This window comes from Paenibacillus massiliensis 2301065 = DSM 16942 (assembly GCF_000377505.1).
Classification (GTDB): Bacteria; Bacillota; Bacilli; order Paenibacillales; family Paenibacillaceae; genus Paenibacillus; species Paenibacillus massiliensis.
The window spans coordinates 47,524-69,230 of record NZ_KB898201.1 but is presented as its reverse complement, the minus strand read 5'-3'; the positions used below and the strand labels follow the sequence as shown (position 1 = coordinate 69,230).

The following is a 21,707-nucleotide window of genomic DNA, read 5'->3' as shown; positions in this document are numbered from 1 at the left end:
CTTATTCAAGTCTGTGGCGCCTCCTTTTTCTTGAGAATATAAGACAGGATTAACAGCAGCAGCGGCAAAATAATAAGAAAATAATAGGCAGACTGGTTGGCAATGGTGCTAATGGCCTCCAGATCTTCCTGCCGCTGCGGCAGGGAAGCGATGGTACACGAAGCTAGAACAACGAAGGGGACCACATTCTTGTGGCTTTTAAGCTTGCACAAATATGCAATTCCATACGAAGCTGCATAATAATTGCCGCAGATGGCACCAAAGATGGAGATGATCCAAATGGGCAGAAACAAAAAATCTGCCCGGTCCATCGTACCTAGTGGAATAGATCGGAGCAGATAGATTACTGGCTCCGGCATCATGCTAAGCTGCTGCGGGCTGAAGGCAGTGGAGCATATGAATACCGTGAATCCATACAGGAGAGACACCAATCCACTGGCTGCAGTAATCGTTCCGAGCTTGCCTTTGCTGGTGCCCTGAACAAGCGGGAGCACGACAAGAAAGAATTCAAAGCCAAACATAGCCATTAGCGATTCGGTCGAGGCGCTTATGATCTGGGACCATCCTGCTTCGGTCAGGGGTAGCAAGTAAAGTAGATTGGTCTGCATAATCCCATAGCTGATCAACAGCATCATGGGAGCGATCAGAAAGGAGATCAGCACCAGCACGCGTGCGATCGTCCTTAGATTTTGGCGGACCAGGTATATGCTGCTGAACATAAACAGAACCAATATCGCCCAGCGCGGCGTGTTCTGCAGCATCCAACGATTGATGACGTCATAAGCGTTCACTAGGACAGAGGTACCCATAAGCAGATAGTACGCAGCATAAGCGATAATCAGGATGGCTCCGATCCAGCGCCCGGTAATCCGCATCATAATCTGATAAATGGAGGAGGTGGGAAAACGCCTGAGCAGCAGCCAGCACATGAGAATAATGAGTTGGATGAGCATTCCGCCTATAAGTACCGATATCCAGCCTCCACCCTTGGCAATCAGATGAATCCGGTAAGGGAGGGATAAAATATCGACCCCAATCTCGAATTTCATAATCATGAAAAATAATTGTCCACGTGTGATCGTGCTCTCTTTATTCACGTCGTTTCCAACTCCTAGAGAAATACTGTTGCCGGAGCCTTTGAGGCCTAGGGTCATGTGGCCGCTCACGGAGTGCCCACAGCGGGAAGCGAATGAGTACATCCTTCAGGTCACCAGGGCGAAAAGGGGCAAGTGGAGCGAAATAGGGGCTACCAAAGCTTTCCAGCTTGCATAAATGGATCGTGAGAATAATTAGGCCGAAGGCAATCCCGATATATCCGAACAGTGCTGCACCGATCATTAACGGAAAACGGAGAATCCGGACGGCCGCACTCATCTCGTTCGAGGGTACCAGAAATGAGGAGATCGCAGTCAGGGATACGACAATAATCATCGTGTAGGAGACAAGCCCAGCACGTACGATGGCATCCCCAATGACGAGACCACCCACGATCCCGATGGTCTGTCCCACCCGACTTGGTAGACGAATCCCGGCTTCCCGGAGTACCTCAAAGATCAGCTCCAGCAGCATGGCTTCGACAAGAGCAGGGAAGGGGATATTCTGTAAGGATTTCTTGACTGTATGTGCCAACTCTACGGGTAAAATCGCCCAATGGAACGAGATTGTCGCAATGTAGACGGCTGGTAGCGTGAAGGCAATGATGAAGCTCATCATACGAATGAGCCTCAGAAATGAGCTGATTATCCAGCGTCCATGGTAATCATCCGGGCTCTGGTAGAAGGAGAAGAAGGTGACCGGAGCGATGAGAGCTACTGGGCTGCCATCTATCAGAATCGCGACGCGCCCCTCCATTAGATTGGCCACGACCCGGTCTGGCCGCTCGGTGCTTAGCTGCTGCGGGAACAGTGAGAAGGGGGAATCCTCCGTGAATTCCTCGATAAAGCCAGGCGCCAATACCATGTCGGAGGAGATAGCGTGTATACGCTGTTCTACTCGCTCTATTAGATCTGTGTTGGCTATGTCGTGAACATATAAGACAGCTACCTTAGTGCGCGCTTTGCGTCCCACATAGTAATATTTTACGACAAGGGACGGGCTTTCGAGCTGTCTGCGAACCAGATTCAGATTGACAGGGAGCTGTTCGATAAAGCCATAATGCGGCCCCCGGACAACTGCCTCGTTCTCCGGTTCATTTGTGCTGCGGTTGTATAGCTTTTCAGTGGAGAACATAAAGAACTCACGGATTCCATCAATGATCAGGATACAGTGTCCTTCGAGTAGGGCGTCTACAGCTGCATGCAAATCTGTCTGCTTCTGACTGCCCAAGGAGCTGAACATTTGATGGGCGTCTGTGTCACTCTTCTCATACAAGGGAGCCAGCACATTCGTCTGAATCATGTCCTGATCCACGAGTGAATCAATGTATAGGAGCGCGCCTTCTTGTCCGTGCACTGTAACGGACTGCTGTTCCAGATCGTCGGTATGAAATAAAACCTGCTCAAGATACGAAATGTTCTTATGCAGCTCAGTACATGCGGGATGGGATAAGGGCATGAACACACCTCTTGATGTAAGACATACACGTAATGTGTGCTAAATCAGGAGGAATTATCCATGTATAGCATGAGAATAACCTGCTCTAATGACAAACGGGTAATTGAATGTTGTAAGCTCAATATAAATACATCAGAATAAACTCAGAACCAGTAGGGGGTTTGTCGACAAAATATTACAAAATATTGATCTATTTAGAATTGATAAAGTTTATTGACATAATTAGATTATTTATTCTATCATGAAGTCAAATATTGCTAATGCACTAGATTTTGTTAGATTAACCTCATTCAACCTCATTCATTCCGCATTATTATTTTTGTTTCTGAGCACTTCAATTTTTTTTATTTTTGCTTTGTCACTCGCCGCTTCCTAATTCTTACATTTTCCTTAATCAATTCTTTCATAATTAATTCTTTCGACACATCATTGCTGAGAACAGTACAGAAATGCACAGCTTCATGCTATACCTTACTAAATGTTTAGAAGGGAGTATATCATGGATCACATTGCATTATTTTTTCCAGGGCAGGGATCTCAGTACGTTGGTATGGGCTTGCATCAAGAATGGCGGACTTTGGAGTCAGCACGGTTATTCGAGGAAGCTTCAGATATTTTGCATTTTGATGTAAGACAATTATGTGAAGAAGGACCTCATGCCCAATTAATGGACACTGCATATACCCAGCCGGCCTTATTAACCGTAAGCTACATAGCATTTATGCGTTATTGGGAGGAGGTTGGTGTACCTCCAGCCTATTGTGCCGGCCACAGTCTAGGGGAGTACTCAGCTCTGGTCAGTAGCGGAGCGCTAACTTTTGCCGAGGGGCTGCGTGTCGTATCGAAGAGAGGGCAATACATGAAGGAGGCAGCAGAAGAGGGCCGGGGAATGATGCTGGCCATCCGAGGTCACTTGTCATTAGAGGATATCCAAAGCTTACTTGATGATAGTAAGGCAGATCAGATAGCTGTGCTCGCCTGTCATAATTCCCATGAGCAGTATGTGTTATCAGGACATCATGATGCTATCACGTCCTTGGCTACCAGATTGAATAATCAAGGCATAAGAGCTACGCGTCTGCAAGTCAGTGGCCCATTTCATAGTCCATTAATGTCTGTGGCAGCCACTAAGCTGGCTGAGGACCTGAAAGAATGCAACATCCAAATACCGAAATGGCCTGTGATTTCAAATGTGACAGCATTGCCTTATCTTGATGTAGACGATATTCAAAATGGACTGGTGGCACAAATGACGCAGCCAGTACAGTGGGTTCAAACTATTGATTTTATAGCCAATCAAGGTGTTGGTCATGCTGTTGAGCTTGGCCCTGGAACTGTGCTCCGTAATCTGGTGGGAGAGATGACGAACAGCCTTCGAATATACTCTTCTGACATTTTGAAGGATTGGACAGATCTGAAGCAGCAATTCTCTTTGCAGCAATCCATAGTTCAGGCATTATCATTAGCTGCTTCTACGCCCAATTATAATAGGGATGAAGAGGAATATTATTCGAGTGTGACCGTTCCAGTCCAAAGATTAAAGAGGTTACTGGAAGACGCCGGGAGCTCACGAGAGCACCTACATGAACGGCGAATAGCGATAGTTCAATGCCTTCGTTCTATAATTCTTGGCAAGCGCTTGCCAGCTAAGGAGGAGGAGTTAGAGGTATTCCTTTTGTAATATAACTCTGGTACCTAAGAAAATGGTTATTTGTCCCCGAAAGTGAATGAAAACGAAGTATACAACATGCTAATTACAGATGTAGCCTATGTGTGATATTCGTACGATTCCGATTGACACAGTCAATAAAGAGGGGTGCGTAATGGAACAATTTGAAACGTTATTAGACGCGATACAGGCACGAGCTGATAGAGAGTTGCGTGGGATCACTTTCATCTCTGGTGACCAGGATGAAGAGTACATATCTTACCAAGAGCTGCTTCATCAGTCACTACATACTTTGCAACAGCTGCAGAACCGTGGAATAAAGGAAGGACAGCAGCTGATTATGCAAATCGATGATAATCATCTGTTCTTAAATGTATTCTGGGCTTGTCTACTTGGCGGTATTATCGCGGTTCCTGTGAGTATAGGAAATAACGATGAGCATAAGCTAAAGGTCTTCAAAATATGGGGCCAACTATCCCAACCATATCTTATTGCGGATAACAAGGTGTTAGAGCGATTGTTGAAATATGCCGAGGAGCATGAGCTTCAGGAGTCTTTTACCCAAATTACTGAATCTTCAATGAATAGTGAAGAGCTGGATAGAACGGGTACAGGTAAGGGACGTATACATATTTCTACACCACAGGATCTTGCATTTATACAATTTTCCTCAGGCTCGACTGGAGATCCGAAGGGGGTCATGCTCACGCATGAGAACCTTGTGTACAACACAAGGGACGTAGCTGGGGCCTGTGGCCTTCATCCCCAGGCGAAATATCTGGGCTGGATGCCATTAACTCATGACTTAGGCATGATCGCATTTCACCTCACTTGCTTGATGGCAGATGCTTCACAGTACATTATGCCAACAGCTTTGTTCATTAGACGCTCGTCACTGTGGTTGAAGAAGGCTTCAGAGCATAAAATAACGCATATTTGCTCGCCGAACTTTGGGTATAAGTTTTTTCTGGATCAGTACAATCCTGACAATTCTTCTAACTGGGATTTATCGAGCATACAAGCGATTCTTAATGGAGCAGAACCCATTTCTGTAGAGCTATGCAAGCAATTTATGGATAGGATGAGCGTTCACGGTCTCAATAAATCCACAATGATACCCGTCTATGGGCTGGCAGAGGCCAGTGTTGGTGTCACGCTGCCGCCTTTGGTAGGAGATTCGTTCCTTCAACTGCATGTGGACCGACGATACCTGGCAGTTGGTGATGATGTCCGGCAGGTTGACTCAACTGACCCCAACCGGCTAACACTTCTGGACGTCGGTCATCCGCTTGTAAGCACAGAGGTGCGTATTTGTGATCATGAAGATCGTGTTCTGCCTGACCTGACTACCGGCATTATACAGATTAGAGGCAAAAATGTAACGGCTGGCTACTACAACAATCCTGAAGCAACGGCCAAGGTCATAACAGGCGATGGCTGGCTGATTACAGGGGATCTGGGATTTATGAGAGAAGGGCGTCTCATTATCTCCGGCAGAGAAAAGGACATTATCTTTATCAACGGACAAAATGTATATCCCCATGACATAGAACGTATAGCCGAGGAAGTCGAGGGAATTGAGCTTGGAAAAGTAGCGGCTTGTGGAGCTTATAATTCCGTAACAAGACAAGAGGATATTATCGTATTCGTCATGCATACCAAGAAAGTAGACACGTTCGCCCCTATTGCGCAGAAAGTCAAAAGTTACTTGAATTTTCGTGGAGGTTGGAAAATTGGCGATGTCGTTCCGATACGGAAAATTCCTAAGACAACCAGCGGAAAAGTACAGCGCTATGTTTTGGCTAGAGAGTATGAGCAGGGCAAATTTGCAGAAGTTCTTCAGCAGGTGGACGATATTATTCAGGCTTCCCAACAAGGAACTGCTGAATCCGCCGATGCTGCACTAAAGAGTGTAGAACAAAAGCTAATTGAAATTTGCCAGGAAATATTGGAGATTCCGTTGGTTGATAGCAGTATTGCTTTTTTCGACATTGGTATCACTTCGATACAGCTTGTCAGGGTTGTGGATCAGCTTGAACAGCAATTCAATCTGCGTGTTGATGCAGCGGATTTCTTCTCTTATCCAAGCATCGCGAAGTTAGCCAAGTATATTTCAGACCGCTTATTAGCTGACCAAAAGGGTATCCATGTGTCTCATCTGGAATCCGAAGTAGATTCAAAGTTAAACAGCACAAAAGGATATGAGAAGGATATAGCCATTATTGGTATGTCTGGGGTATTTCCGCAGGCGAATACACTTGAACAATTCTGGACGAATGTGGCGGCAGGAGTCGACAATATTCGCTCATATCCTGAAGAGCGCTCTAGGGATGCTCACCATTTCATGACACAGCTGAACCTGGAGGGTCGTAGTCTGGAGATGTCAGAGGGAGGTTATCTTGACGACATTGACAAATTCGATTACTCGTTCTTTCGCTTGACTCCCCGGGAAGCTTCACTCATGGATCCGAACCAGCGATTATTTCTGCAGACAGCATGGAGTACGATTGAGGATGCGGGCTATGGAGGGAGACAGTTAGAGGGGCAGCAGGTAGGCGTGTTTGTGGGTTATTCCAAGACTAGTTTTGAATATGAAAGACTATTATCTGAGATTGAACCAGCGGCATTACCCCAATTTGCTTTGGGTAATCTGCCATCCGTGCTCTCCAGTCGTATTGCGTACCTGTTGGACTTAAAAGGACCTGCAGTTACTGTCGATACAGCCTGTTCTTCCTCGCTGGTAGCCGTGCATATGGCTTGCAAATCAATACTTAACGGAGACTGCGAAATGGCTTTGGCTGGCGGCGTGAAGACTATACTGCTGCCGATCAAATCTGGAATCGGAATGGAATCCTCTGATGATCGTGCCCGTGCTTTTGATAATAGCTCCGACGGAACTGGCTGTGGTGAAGGAGTAGGGGCTGTGCTGCTCAAGCCACTTAAAGCAGCAGAGCGTGACGGCGACCAGATTCTGGCTGTTATTCGAGGAAGTGCAATCAATCAGGATGGAAGCACAAATGGTATCTCAGCACCAAGTGCAATAGCACAGGCGGAGGTTATCTCCAAGGCTTGGAGCGATGCAAGCATTGACCCCGAGACAGTGAGCTATATTGAAGCTCATGGCACGGGAACGAAGCTAGGCGATCCAATTGAAATTGACGGAATTACAAAGGCGTTCCGTAAGTACACAAGTCGCAAGCAATTTTGTGCGATCAGCACGGTTAAAACGAACATAGGCCACCTTTATGAAGCCGCAGGAATTGCAGGTCTACTCAAAGCAGTGCTGTCTTTGCGAAATAAACAAATTGCACCACTTGTACATTTTCATGAACCTAACCGGAGCATTCGCTTTGAAGAGTCTCCAGTCTATTTCAATACACGCCTACGAGACTGGAACACAGACTCGACGCCAAGACGGTGCGGAGTCAGCTCTTTTGGTTTTAGCGGCACGAATTGTCATCTCGTACTGGAAGAGTACACACAAATAGCTGAGAAGAGCCATCAAGCTCATCATGGCAGTAGTCCACAACAGACTCAGCTTGTCCTGACTCTATCGGCACGAACGAAGTCAGCTCTTGAACAGCTTGTTCAGCGTTACGCAGATTTCGTACAACGTACTGTCAACGTGAATATGAGAGATGTATGCTTTACTGCTAATACTGGTAGGCATCACTGGAAATACCGGATTGCACTTGTAGCGGACAGTGATGAGGAAATGAAGCAAAGGTTGCTACAACTGCATGACCAGAACACTGCCGTGGCGGGTGTATTACGGGGAGAAAGTGAGGATATGACCAATAACATCCCAATCCGCCCCCTGAAGCTTCAAGAGTATACGGCCGAACAGCTTGCAATCTTATATGTCCGCGGAGGTAGTGTGGATTGGAGCTCTTGGTATTCGGGAGTGCCACATCAACGTATATCAATTCCTACCTACCCATTTGAACGAAAAAGATGCTGGGTTGATGTACCCATCACAATTCTGGATACAACGTCAAATTACGAATCCAAAGGAGAGCCATACATGGGATTGGAGCATATTGTATCAGGATCGGCAGATATGCATAGAGAAGCTGTTCGCGAGCGACTAGTAAGCATGATCGGTCAAGCAACCCGGCTGAGTCCGGAGGAAGTGTCGGAGGAGACGCATTTCTTGGAATTGGGACTGGACTCGATCAATTTGACACAAATTCGACATAGCATTAAAGAAATATTCCAACTGGATATTCCGATGAATGAATTTTTTGAATCCTTGACTTCATTAGGCAGACTTACGGAATATGTCGCAGCTCAGCTACCAGCAAGCCTAACTGTAGCTTCTCAGCCACCTGATGCGGCTGTCATAGTAGCGGATGTGCAGCATGTGACTACACCAATGGAATCACCAGCAGCAGTTACAAGCACGGCAGGTCCAGAGAGCTTGTCAAGCCATGAACAAGTACAAGGAACAATTTACAGTAATCGTGGGACCCTTATGGAATCTATTGTAGAGCAGCAGCTGCAGCTGATGTCCAAACAGCTTGATCTGCTGGGCCAACAGACAGCAGCTTCTAGGAGGGATAGTTCGCATACCCCGGCTAGGCCAGACACCTTCGTCGCCTCTGAGGTGCGTAGACATGAGAGCTTTGCTGAATCAGCTATATCAGAGGCGGCTGTTGCGACGGTAACAACTACAGTTCGGCAAGGACAACCACTTTTTAGGAAGACTGAAGCAGATACGAAGCCCTTTACTCCCTACAAAAAAATAGAGGTCCATTCGCAGGATTTGCTGCCTGCCCGTCAGGAGCGCCATCTGCAGGAGCTAATTGCAAGATACACGGCCAAAACCGAAAAAACCAAGCAGTATACCGATCAGTATCGAGACGTATATGCTAACAATCGCAACGTTGCTGGATTTCGCCCCGTTCTCAAAGAAATGGTCTATCAATTGATTTCTCAGAGGGCTGAAGGAGCAAAAATATGGGATCTAGATGGAAATGAATATGTGGATTTAACGATGGGATTCGGAGTGAATCTGTTTGGTCATCGACCTGAATTTGTCCGTAAGGCGATAGAGAAGGAATTGGATAACGGTATGTGTATTGGTCCTATGTCCAATATGGCGGGTCAGGTAGCAGAAAAAATCTGTCATATGACCGGCGTGGACAGAATCGCCCTGTACAATTCTGGTACGGAAGCGGTTATGGTAGCTCTGCGCCTAGCTAGAGCGGCTACAGGAAGGGCCAAGGCTGTTATTTTTGCTGGCTCCTACCACGGTACCTTCGATGGCGTATTGGCCATGGGCAATGCAGGGAGTCCGGAAAAATCGACACCACTCGCCCCAGGGATTCTTCAGCATATGGTAGATGACCTAATCGTGCTTCCCTATGGATCGCAAGAATCGCTTGAATATATTCGACTGCATGGGCAGAATCTGGCCGCCGTATTGATTGAGCCAGTGCAAAGTCGTCGGCCAGACTTCCAACCCTCCGAATTTCTGAAGGAGGTCCGTGTGATCACAGAACAATCGGGCACAGCCTTGATCCTGGATGAAGTGATTACAGGCTTCCGCATACATAACGGAGGTGCTCAAGCGTGGTTTGGAATACAGGCTGATTTAGTCACCTATGGCAAAATCATTGGCGGTGGTCTGCCCATTGGAATCGTCGCAGGCAAAGCAAGCTTTATGAATGGTATTGATGGAGGAACATGGCGTTTTGGGGATCACTCGTATCCGCAATTTGAGCATCAGCGTACATTCGTGGCGGGGACCTTCTGTCATCACCCACTTGCTATGGCTGCAGCCTTAGCTGTGTTGGAACGTCTGGAGAAGGAAGGCGAAGAACTCCATCGTGCACTGAATAAGCGCACTTCGGCTCTGGCCTCAGAGCTGAATGCATTCTTTTCCAGTGAACATGTGCCTATGAGCGTTGTGCACTTTGGTTCGCTCTTCCGGTTTGTGCTGCGAGGGGACCTGGAATTATTTTTCTATCATATGCTGGATAAAGGAATTTACATTTGGGAGGGGCGCAACTGCTTTTTATCGACAGCTCATACGGATGAGGATATCAAATTCATCATTCAGGCAGTCAAGGATAGCATTAATGAACTACGCAAGGGAGGTTTTTTACCTGACCCGCCCCCGAACGGTGGGGGAGCTCGTGAGCAGTCTTCCCTGGCGGAAAATACGAACAAGGATTGGCAGCCATCTAATGGAGAAGGAGATTTTTCCCTCCCCATGACTCCCGAACAGCAGCAGCTTTGGCTAGCCTCCTCTAGGAATCAGCATCTATCTCAAGCACTTCAAGAAACGGCTATGCTACGGTTTCGTGGCCCATTGAACCACAGCATACTTGAGAAGGCTGTGAACATCATTGTTTCTAGGCATGAGGCATTACGTATATCCGTGTCTGGGGATGGTCTAACCCAGTGGGTAGCCTCAGGTCTTCAGATGACTATCCCGGTTGTAGACTTCACTTTATACCCGGTGGGCGAGCGTGAGCAGCGGATAGGCGAGTGGCTTAGTGAGTATAAGAGTATTCCATTTCAGCTTACACGTCATGAACCTCTATTTCGAATACATCTGCTCCGGCATTCCCTAGAGCATCATGTGGCCGTCTTTATATTCCATCATCTGATTGCTGATGGGTGGTCGATTGGACTTTTCTTCCAGGAATTAGAAGGACTGTATTCTACATTGCTGCAACAAAAGGAGCATGATCTTAATCCTGCAGTTTCTTTTCAAGCTTATATGAACTGGCAGCAAGAGCAGTTGGATCTCAGAAGCGATGAAGCACTTGCGTATTGGTCGGCCCTGCTGGACAGACAAGATGCATTCATGGAACTACCCTCTCCCACCCGTGGAATAACCGCACCTACCTCTCACGGAGCTAGGTATACCATGATGCTGGATGCAAGTATTGTACAACGACTTAGAGCCATAAGCATGGAGTGGCGTACAAGCCTGTTCAATACCATGCTAACCGCATTTCACATTTTCCTGCATCGGATTACAGGTCACAAGGTGATTATCGTTGGTGTGCCTATGGCTGGACAAGCACAGATGGGTGCGCATGTGATGATGGGAAACTGTGTCAACATGCTCCCTGCCATCTGCGAAATAAGCGGTAATCTAACTGCAAAAGATCATGTTGACATCATAAAGCGACGTATGTCTGAACTGGACCGCTACCAATCCTGTAGCTTTGCCGGTTTGGCACACTTGGGTCTGAAGCATTTGCCGTCGATGCCTGTTGTGTTTAATATGGATCGACCTCTACCTCGTTTGCAGTTTAGCGGCTTGAACACAGAGATCATGGAGCAAGAGCTGTCTTATAGCAAATACGAGCTCTTCCTGAATGTTATGGAAGAGCAGGGAAGTCTTCGCCTGGAATGGGAATGGAATACAGATCTGATCGAGCCGTGCATTATCCCTGTATGGGCTGCTTGTTATCGTGAATTATTAGAATTCATGACTCAGAATACCAATGTCCCCGTGATGGAGATATCGTTGCTCTCAATGCCAGAGACTCAACGCCTGCATACGCTACAGGCAGCTAAGAGGGATGATAAGGGAGGATACTACACCGTCCTCGACTCCGCTGAAGGCTTAGCCTTACCTGGTACCATTGGAATTGTACACAGGGTAAGCGACAGGGGAGAGAGAAGCGTTACCAACGATTTAGCTTATGTAAATGATAACGGGGAGCTTCGTATTTTAGGGAGTTACCATCGGCTTGTTTCTGTTCGAGGCCATCAGCTTCACCTGGGACAATTGGAGAAGTATCTGGAAAAGCAGTTGGGGCTGCATGAGTGTGTGCTAACGACGGAGACGCTCCATTCGGAGCATGCTCTGTCTAACACGGCTGCTCATGTTATAGCCTATGCTGTAGTCGATGCCACCAAGCCATGGGATGAAGAAGGCTTGAAGCAGAGCGTAACCGCATTACTTCCGGATTACGCTCAGCCGAGAAATTGGATTCTAATGGATCATATTCCGCGACGTCCAGATGGACAGGCGGATCTGAAGGCTTTGCCGCAACCGAAAGCAGCCAGTAATGAATATGCTGAGTCCATTCCGTCTGAGGTACTTGAGGCAGAGGAGAAGCTTGCCGCGCTGTGGAAGGAGATTTTGGATATAGCAGTAATTGGTCGTCATGATCATTTCTTCAGTGTCGGTGGCGATTCATTGAAGGCAACGGTACTGTTGTCGAGGATCAATGGGGCCTTCGGTGTGCATATTCCGCTAAGTGAGCTGTTCAATCTAGATAGCATTCAATTACAGGCTGGTTATATCCTGCAAAGTGACAAAACAGAGCGTGAAGTCATCCTCGCTGCTGAATCGCAGGCGTCATATCCACTGTCTTCCTCTCAGAAAAGAATGTACGTGCTGGAGCAGATGGACAGTGGAGCCGCTTATCATGTCTGCGGACAGCTCTACATTGAGGGTCGTCTACAGAAGGAGAAATTCATGAACGCTGTGAAGGAAGTCGTCATGCGTCACGATTCCTTCCGTACAAGCTTTAGAGTGGACAACGGAGAGGTCCGTCAATATATTTCGGATCATGTCACATGGGACACTCCGTATGTGCTCATAGATATGGATCAGCTAGAGCGGGAAAAAGAGGCATTCGTCCAGCCTTTTGATCTCGAGTGCGCTCCTTTGATCCGCGTGAAGCTTATTGAATTTACATCAGGAGACCATTGCCTCCTGATGGATATGCATCATATTGTGGCTGATGGATTCTCAATGTCCATTTTGCTGGATGAAATCATCCAGCGTTATCAGGGCAGGCAGCTACCGGAGATACGATTGCACTACAAGGACTATATTGTATGGGAGCAGGCCCAAGACAAGAAGCTTCAGCAGAAGCAGGATGAACAATTTTGGCTAAAGGTTATGGACGGTGAACTGCCTGTATTGAATATGGTCACAGATTTTACCAGGCCGACGGTACAAAGCTTCAATGGGAACTCCTTCACGGTCGAACTGAAGCCGGAGCTCAGGGAAAAGTTACAAGCCTTGGCAGAGCAGGAGCATATGACATTATTCATGCTCTTTCTATCGGCGTATAACGTGCTTCTGAGCAAGTTCACAGGTCAAGCGGATATTTTAGTAGGCACACCTGTGGCTGCTCGTAACTATGCGGATACACATCACATGATTGGAATGTTCGTCAATACGATCGTGTTGCGTAATCGACCGCTACCATCAATCACATTTAGTGAATTTATGCAGCAGGTCAAGGCCAGTTCTTTACTGGCACTGGATCATCAGGAGTTTCCATTTGAAGAGCTGGTCAGTAAGCTGGAGCCTGTACGTAATCCGAGTCGCAATCCGCTATTTGATACGATGTTCAGCTATCAGAATGTAGCGGTGGATGTAGTAGATATCGGGGAGATTCGGTTCCGGCCAGAGGAATTCAACAGTGGAATATCCAAGGTGGATTTTTCTGTATACGTCAGCGAAAGCAAGGAGCAGTTGAGCTTGACATGGGAATATAACACCAGCTTGTTCGAGCATAGCAGCATCAAGAGGCTTGCCGAGCACTATATACGAGTTCTGGAGGTTGTTGCTGCAGCTCCTGAGACGCGAATTGGAGAAATGGATATCATCACATCGGATGAAAGACAGCTGCTATGGGGTGAATTTAACAAGACAGAGCTTGATTTTCACGAGAACAAGACCATCCATGGGCTGTTTGAGTGTCAGACGGAGCAGCATCCTGAGAAAACAGCGCTCATTTATCGTGAACAGAAGCTTAGCTACAGAGAGCTGAACCAGCGTGCAAATGCCTTGGCGAACGAATTGCGTTCATATGGGATTGGCCCAGGCAAGCTTGTAGGGATACTAGTCGCTCGTTCTCCCGAACTAATGGTTAGCATTCTAGCAGTGCTTAAGGCAGGCGGAGCCTACGTTCCTATAGATCCCGAATTCCCTTCTGCACGTATCGAGTATATGCTTCAGGACAGTGGTGCTGAGGTTCTGCTGAGCAGTCATGAGCTTATTGCTGCAGGTACATACCAGACCAAGATCTTATTCGTGGAAGATGTCTCGGTCTCAAGTGAGAATTGCACAGATCCTCTGCCCTCAGCTCTACCTTCTGATCTGGCTTTTATCATCTATACTTCGGGATCCACTGGCAATCCAAAAGGTGTGATGATTGAGCATCGATCAGTCATGAACTTGATGGCAGGCATGAAGCTATGGATTGATTGTCGGATAGATAAAGTTATCCTGTCACTAACAACGATTTCTTTTGACATTTTCATAGTGGAGACGATATTCCCGCTACTGAATGGGATGACCTTCGTACTTAGTGACCGTGAGCAACAGGTTGATCCAGAGGCAATATACAAGTTGATCACTAGTCAGGATGTTGATCTGGTGCAGATGACACCTTCACGTCTGAAAATGCTTCTTGATAGTGATTATGGGGTTGAGGCGCTACGAGGTGTTCAGGAGATCATTCTCGGGGGAGAGGCTGTGCCTATACATCTGCTTGAAGCATTACAGAACTTGAATGGGCCACGCATTTTCAATATGTATGGTCCCACGGAGGCTACCGTCTATGCGACAGCTGGTGAACTTACAAAGAGTAAGCAAATTCATATCGGAGGTCCAGTCGCGAATACACAGACCTATGTTATCAATGAAAACAACCAATTGCAGCCGATAGGTGTGCCAGGAGAGCTTTGTATTGCCGGAGCCGGGTTGGCACGAGGATATTGGAACAAAGCGGAGCTGACAGAGGAGAAATTCGTTCCTAATCCTTTTCAGCCGGGGAAACGCATGTACAGAACAGGGGATCTGGCCCGTTGGACCGCTGAGGGGAATTTGGAATACCTCGGCCGTATTGACCATCAGGTCAAAATCAAGGGCTACCGAATTGAACTTGGTGAAGTGGAAAACGTCCTGTTAAGTCATCCCGATGTCAAAGAGGTCGTGGTCACGACGATTGCGGATCACAATGAGCAAACAGCTCTTTGTGCCCATCTGGTTCCCGTAGCTGAATTCAGAACGGAAGTGGCATCATTGCACAGCTATGCCGCTGCACACTTACCTTATTATTCGATCCCTGCATATTTTATATGGCTGGATCATCTGCCACTTACGCCTAGCGGAAAGACAGACAGAAAGTCTCTACCTGCTCCGGAACGATCAGGATCCAAGGAGCCCGATTCCTATGCTGCTCCGCGTCATGAGGAAGAGCGAGTATTGGCCGAGGTATGGGAGCAGGTTCTGAATTGCGGGCGTATTAGTATACATGATAATTTCTTCCTTCTGGGCGGCGATTCAATTAAGGCAGTACAGATTATTGCTAGGATACGTACTAAAGGTTATTCATTAATGATCCGCGATTTGCTGGAGCACCCAACGATTCAAGATTTAGCCAGTCATATGAGAAGCCTGCAGCTACCTTCCTTGCAGGAAGGACAAGGGGAGCTGTCGCTAAGCCCATATCAAAGGTTGCTATATAAGGAACAGAGAACGGATCATAGTGTCGCTAGCCCGTATGTTCACCTTAAAGCAAAGATTGGACTGGAAGAAAAGCCATTGCGTGCTGTACTTCAACAATTGCTGGAGCATCACGATACCTTACGCTTGCAATTTAGTCTTGAAAATGGTGTGCTCACCCAACGCTATAGGGATTGGGAGGCTCCGCTATTCGAACTGCAGGTCCATTACGCGACTCATCCAGTGAATGAGTCCCAGAATACGCTGAGCGAAGCGGCCCTGTTGCTCATTAGACGGTTGACACAAGACGAAGCTTCAGGTGTTCAGGCTACTTTACTCCACATGAGCGATGGTGACCATTTGTTGCTTGCAGTCCATCCGCTGCTTATGGATGCTGTGTCCTGGGGGATTTTGCTGGAGGATCTGTCCATAGGATATGGGCAAGCCCTGGAGGGAGAGACGATCCGGTTCGCTGACAAGACCGAGTCCTATAAATCCTGGGTGCGACAGTTGGAGGAGCTCTCGTACAGCAGCGAGTTAATGCGAGAACGAGATTATTGGATTAGGCAGCTAGCTTCAGGAGAACGATTATACAATGCTGGTGCCATAGAGGAGGAACAGCTTCAGCCACGTCGCCTCAGTCGTATCGAATTCAAGCTGTCTGAACAAACGACTAGTCAGTTGATGGAGGAGAGTGGCTATGCATACAATACAGTGCCAGATGAGGTGCTGCTGGCTGCCATGGCCCAGACTTTGTCGGAATCGACAAGACGGAGTGAGCTCGTAGTACAAGTAGAGAGAGCGGCGAGACATTCCGTTACAGATCGGGATATGGACTTTTCCAGAACGATAGGTCCGTTCATATCTGTCTATCCCGTTGCGCTATCAGTACCCGACGATGCATCTCCCTCGATGCTAATCATGCAAGTGAAGGAAGCGGCAAGACAAGCTCCGAATGAAGGGTTAGGCTATGGGATTCTTAAGTATCTCCCTTCCGATGCTGGAGGAGAGCTAGCGCTCAGCGGGGTAGGACCAGAAATCGGATATCACTGCATGACTATACTGCCAATGACTGATTCCAACTATTTCACTCCGGTACACGTAGCTGTTGAAGACGGAATGCGGGAGGGACACAACCTCAGTTCAGGACAGGCTTCTCCTTATGCTTTATATCTGGATAGTCGACTTCTAGGAAGTGAATTGTTGCTGAGCTTGTACTACGATAGCAGTTTATATAGCGAGACGACCATTACACAGTGGTGTAAACGCTTTGAAGATCATGTACTGAAGTTGATTCATCATTGCATGCAGCAATCTATTCAACAATTGACTCCTACAGATGTAGGAGCAAGCGATATGGATCTGGAGGAGTTCGCAGCTATGAAGCTGTTCTATGAGGAGGACCACTAGCAATCATTCATGATAATGACCAGGGAGGCACGGGATGAATAAACGGATGGCGATTGAAAAGGTAGCACATCTGACCCCTCTTCAGGAGGGAATGCTCTTTCATGCGGTCATGGAGCCCGAATCACAGGCTTATATGGAGCAGGTAACTCTTGTACTTGAGGGTGAGCTGCAACTGGATACCCTCCAGCGCAGCTTTCAATATTTGGTGGATAGGCATGAGGTATTAAGAGCCAATATCTATTATCAGAGCGGTTCAAGGTCACGACTCATTGTATTCCAAGAACGGAAGGTACAGATTGACCATGTAGACCTAACGGAATTGACTGATTCGGCCAGTAAGCAAGCGATTGATGCATATCTAGAGACGGACCGAAAGAAGAGCTACGATCTAAGTAAGGACCCGCTTATACGGTTGGGAGTACTCCAGCAATCTCGTAATACTTACACACTGTTACTGAGCTTTCACCATATTCTTATGGACGGCTGGTGCCTGGGGATTATTATGAACGACCTGCTAGCTGCCTATGAAGCGTTCCGGCAGAACCTGGCCTGTCATTTGCCTGAGCCACAGTCCTACACCGGATATGCTCGTTGGTTGGAGAAGCAGGATCAAGATGCGGCGCGTAATTACTGGAGTTCTGTCCTGGCTGGATATGAGCAGCCCGCGACACTTCCGTCCTTTTCAGGAGAATCTCAGAAGGGGAATGAATACAGGCTTCGGGAAATACGTGCGGGGCTGACGAAAGAGACGACGACGCAATTAAGAACCTTGGCTAGACAAAGTGCTGCGACACTAAGCAGTCTATTCATGGCAGCTTGGGGAATCGTATTGGGTCGCTATAATCGAAGCGAGGATGTCGTCTTTGGTACAGTGGTGTCGGGAAGGCCGCCAGAATTACCGGGAGTTGAACAAATGGTGGGATTGTTTATTAACACCATCCCGATGCGTGTCAGGGTCACTGAGGAGCTAACTTTTGTGCAGGTGCTGCGCGAAGTACAACAAAGCATGGTTCAGGCGAAGCCTCATGATTACTACTCTTTGGCTGAGATACAGGCTCAATCCTTGCTGAAGCAGCAATTGCTGGATCATATTGTTGTGTTTGAGAACTACCCACTTGATGATTTTATTAATCGCACCGATCTGCAGCAACGGCTCGGCTTCGTCGTTCGAGATGCACATTTATCGGAAGAGATTCCTTATGATTTTAATATCGAGGTAGAGGATGCAGAGGCTCTGAGCTTTATGTTTGCCTACAATCAGAGTGTATACCAGGATAAGATCATGGAGAGTCTGGCTGAGCAATTGAAATATGTATTGATCCAGATTGCCTCTACATCAGATACTCGGCTAAGTGATCTTTGTCTACTGACGAAGGAGCAGGAGTCAGAGGTTATTCATGACTGGAGCGGATCAGTACAGGAGTTCCAAAGCGTTACGTTCCACGAGCTATTTGAGCAGCAGGCGCGGCAGACGCCGGAACATGAGGCTGTGATCTATGAGGGAACGACCTTAACTTACTGGCAATTGAATGACCAGGCTAATCGCTTGGCCAGTGCACTACAGCAAGCTCATGGAGTGAAGGCTGGAGAGCTTGTAGGAATTATGCTAGAGCGATCAGAGCTGATGCTGGTAGCTGTATTAGGAATTATGAAGGCCGGAGCAGCTTATGTGCCCATTGATCCAGCATATCCCAGGGAGCGAATCGCCTATATGCTTCAGGACTGTGGAACAAAGCTTGTATTGACTGATGAATTACTTCGGGAGCTCCTAACTACTACAGGCTTCTATGGCACAATACTGGATTTACGCCAGCTACTGCTGGATATCCAGACAGAAGAGCCTGTTCATTATAGGGCTAACTATGATCCGCAGAGCCTGGCATATGTTATTTACACCTCGGGAACTACGGGGCAGGCCAAGGGAGTCATGATCGAGCACGAGCAATATGTAAATACAGCCTTCGGATTCAAATATGGACATGGCTTAAAGGATATCCCGGTACGACTACTGCAGGTGGCAAGTATTTCCTTTGATGTGTTCGCGGGGGATATGGCCAAAGCGTTTCTCAATGGTGGTGTGATCGTGATCTGTCCACAGAGGGCCCGTCACGATCCAGCAACGCTGGCTACACTAATGGAGAACCATCGAATTACGGTTATGGAGGTTCCTCCGGCCTTATTAAGTCCATTAATGGAATTTGTGTATGAGCAAGGCACAGATGTTAGTTCAATGAGGTTGCTTATAACAGGAGCTGATATTTTAGGAGCTGATAATTATCGTTTGCTTCTGAAGCGTTTTGGGGGCGCTATGCGCATCATTAACACATACGGTGTTACAGAGGCTGCAATAGACTCCACCTATTATGAAGGGAACGCAGATACCACGGCTCCATCAGGCATAGTGTCCATTGGGAGGGCGCTCCCAAATCACAGGTTGTACATTGTGGATCAGGCATTCCGTCCTGTGCCTATTGGTGTAGCAGGAGAGCTATGTCTGGGCGGCGTCTCTGTTGCACGAGGATATTGGAACAAGCCAGAGTTAACGGCAGAGAAATTTATGATCAATCCGTTTATTCGTGGAGAACGATTATATCGAACTGGTGATTTGGCCCGCTGGCTTCCTGATGGAAATGTTGATTTTATCGGAAGAACCGATAATCAGGTCAAAATACGAGGCTACCGTATTGAACCGGGAGAGATTGAATCTGTTCTATTGGATATAGAAGAGGTGCGACAGGCAGCAGTCTTGGCCAAAGAGGACCGGACAGGCCTAAAATATCTCTGCGCTTATGTTGCAGGGACGGACCGTAAGGAAATATTGCGGGAGGAGCTTGCACGAAAACTCCCATCCTATATGGTGCCTTCCCAGTTCGTGATGATGGATCGTCTGCCTTTGACCCCAAATGGAAAAATTGACCGAAAGGCATTACCGGCGCAGGAGGATTTTCAGCTTGGGGATATGGATTATCTGGCTCCTGAGACAGAGCTTGAGCAGATTCTGGTCTCCATTTGGGAGGAAGTGATTGGTGTTCAGCCTATTGGCGTCAACCATAACTTCTTTGAACTCGGCGGTGATTCCATTAAAGCTCTACAAATGTCTGTCCGGCTTCATGCCAAAGGGCTACGAGTGGATATTAGAGATCTGTTCCGATATCCAGAGATCAGGCTTGTGCTTCCATATATTCAGACTGTTAAGAAGGCCAGTCCGCAAGGGATTGTGGAAGGCAAACTGGATATGTCGCCTGCCATGCTTGAAGCCCTAAACCTTACCTCAGCAGATGTGGAAGTCCCCAGCGCGATATCATCTGTTATCCTGAGGAGCCCCGATGGCTGGGAGGAGAGCTGTCTGCTTCAAGCGTTGGATGTATTGGTGCGTCATCATGATGCTCTTCGTATGATCGTTACAGAATCTGAGGATGGTCTCACTGCATTCAATAGAGGTTTTGCTGGAGAGAAGTATTATGATTATCAACTGCAGGATTGGTCCGGAGCTGCAGAACCATCCAATGAGTTAACGCAGCGGCTATACAAATATGTCACTCGTTCCATGGAACTGAGAGACGGACCCTTGCTGGCTCTGACACAATTCAAGCTGCCGCAGGACAGTTACTTGCATCTGAGTCTTCATAGAGTATTGGCTGAGGAAGACTCATGGAGTCTCCTGCTTCAGGATTTTCGTCAGGCTTACGAACAAGCAGCTCAAGGGGAAGAAGTGAAACTACGGTCAAAGACAGATTCTTACCTGGAATGGGCGAGCCCAACTCATCATACAGCCCGTCAGGCTGCGGCCGAGAAAGAGAACAGCTATTGGTCTGCTGAGGCAGCTATGAACCTGGACGCGCTTCGTCTGGACATAGATACCAATCAGGTAGAGAATTCGCAACTTGTTCAACTCGAATTCTCATTATCTCAACAAGAGACAACTGGTTTCTTAACCGGTTCCTCTCAAGCATACCACACGGAACCAATGGATCTGCTGCTCGTGGCCTTAGGACTCGCCATCAGGGAATGGAATGGCTGTACGCACATACCAGTCCTTCTAGAGGCTGATGGAAGAGCGAATTTGAAAGGGCAACTGGATTTGTCTCGTACAATTGGACGCTTTGCATCGGGGTATCCTGTCGTGCTGGACATGTCCGTACAAGCAGACTTGGGACATCATATTAAGCTGGTCAAGGATAAGCTTCGTCGTGTACCTGCCGGAGGCGCTGGTTATGCATTCGGACAGATATCCATACCAACGCCGCAAATTCGTGTCAAGTATTACTCCTGGTCGGAAGAAGAACAGCAAATGTTATCACCATGGCAACTCCTTCGCGATCGCAGTGAATTAATGATGCAACTGGATCCTCCAGACCCTCACTGCTGCTTCAATGTATACACCTGGGTAGCGAATAATCAACTGCATGTGTTGTTGAATTTTGATGTGCAGAAGTGTGAAAGTAGTAGTGCTTCCGAATGGTTTGGCTTATACCGGCAGTATCTTACAAAAATTATTGCGCATTGCTGTGCGAAGGATACTGAAGAGCATAGTCCGACCGATTTCACTTATAATCAGCTATCCATTAACCAATTGGAGCAGGTGACGAACAGCTTATCCGCCAAGCTCTTAAGTCGACTTAAATAGTGCAAGGACAG

At 47.4% G+C, this 21,707-nt stretch carries 5 protein-coding genes; 3 read left to right on the top strand and 2 right to left on the bottom strand.

The genetic code is table 11. The annotated features are described in order from the left end of the window. Window positions 1–5 precede the first annotated feature (5 nt). Both D328_RS0124550 and D328_RS0124545 read right to left on the bottom strand, forming a co-directional pair. The gene (locus D328_RS0124550) at window positions 6–1,097 is read right to left on the bottom strand and encodes a GerAB/ArcD/ProY family transporter (protein WP_018887705.1); all 1,092 of its coding nucleotides are present in this window, start codon (window positions 1,095–1,097) and stop codon (window positions 6–8) included. Then, window positions 1,090–2,553, bottom strand: coding sequence for a spore germination protein (locus D328_RS0124545; protein WP_018887704.1), 1,464 nt, complete (start codon window positions 2,551–2,553; stop codon window positions 1,090–1,092). Before D328_RS0124545 ends, D328_RS0124550 begins: the two co-directional genes overlap by 8 nt. Before the next feature lie 499 nt (window positions 2,554–3,052). On the opposite strand from D328_RS0124545, the gene fabD reads away from it, so the two are divergent. From fabD to D328_RS30485, 3 genes are all read left to right on the top strand, one after another. Next, window positions 3,053–4,234 carry an ACP S-malonyltransferase gene (gene fabD / locus D328_RS29745; RefSeq protein WP_018887703.1) on the top strand — a complete coding sequence of 394 codons (1,182 nt, stop codon included), beginning with the start codon at window positions 3,053–3,055 and terminating at the stop codon, window positions 4,232–4,234. A 142-nt stretch (window positions 4,235–4,376) separates the two neighbouring features. Continuing rightward, window positions 4,377–17,069 carry a non-ribosomal peptide synthetase gene (locus tag D328_RS0124535; protein ID WP_018887702.1) on the top strand — a complete coding sequence of 4,231 codons (12,693 nt, stop codon included), beginning with the start codon at window positions 4,377–4,379 and terminating at the stop codon, window positions 17,067–17,069. A 34-nt stretch (window positions 17,070–17,103) separates the two neighbouring features. After that, window positions 17,104–21,696, top strand: coding sequence for a non-ribosomal peptide synthetase (locus D328_RS30485; protein ID WP_026281362.1), 4,593 nt, complete (start codon window positions 17,104–17,106; stop codon window positions 21,694–21,696). Window positions 21,697–21,707: the final 11 nt, after the last annotated feature.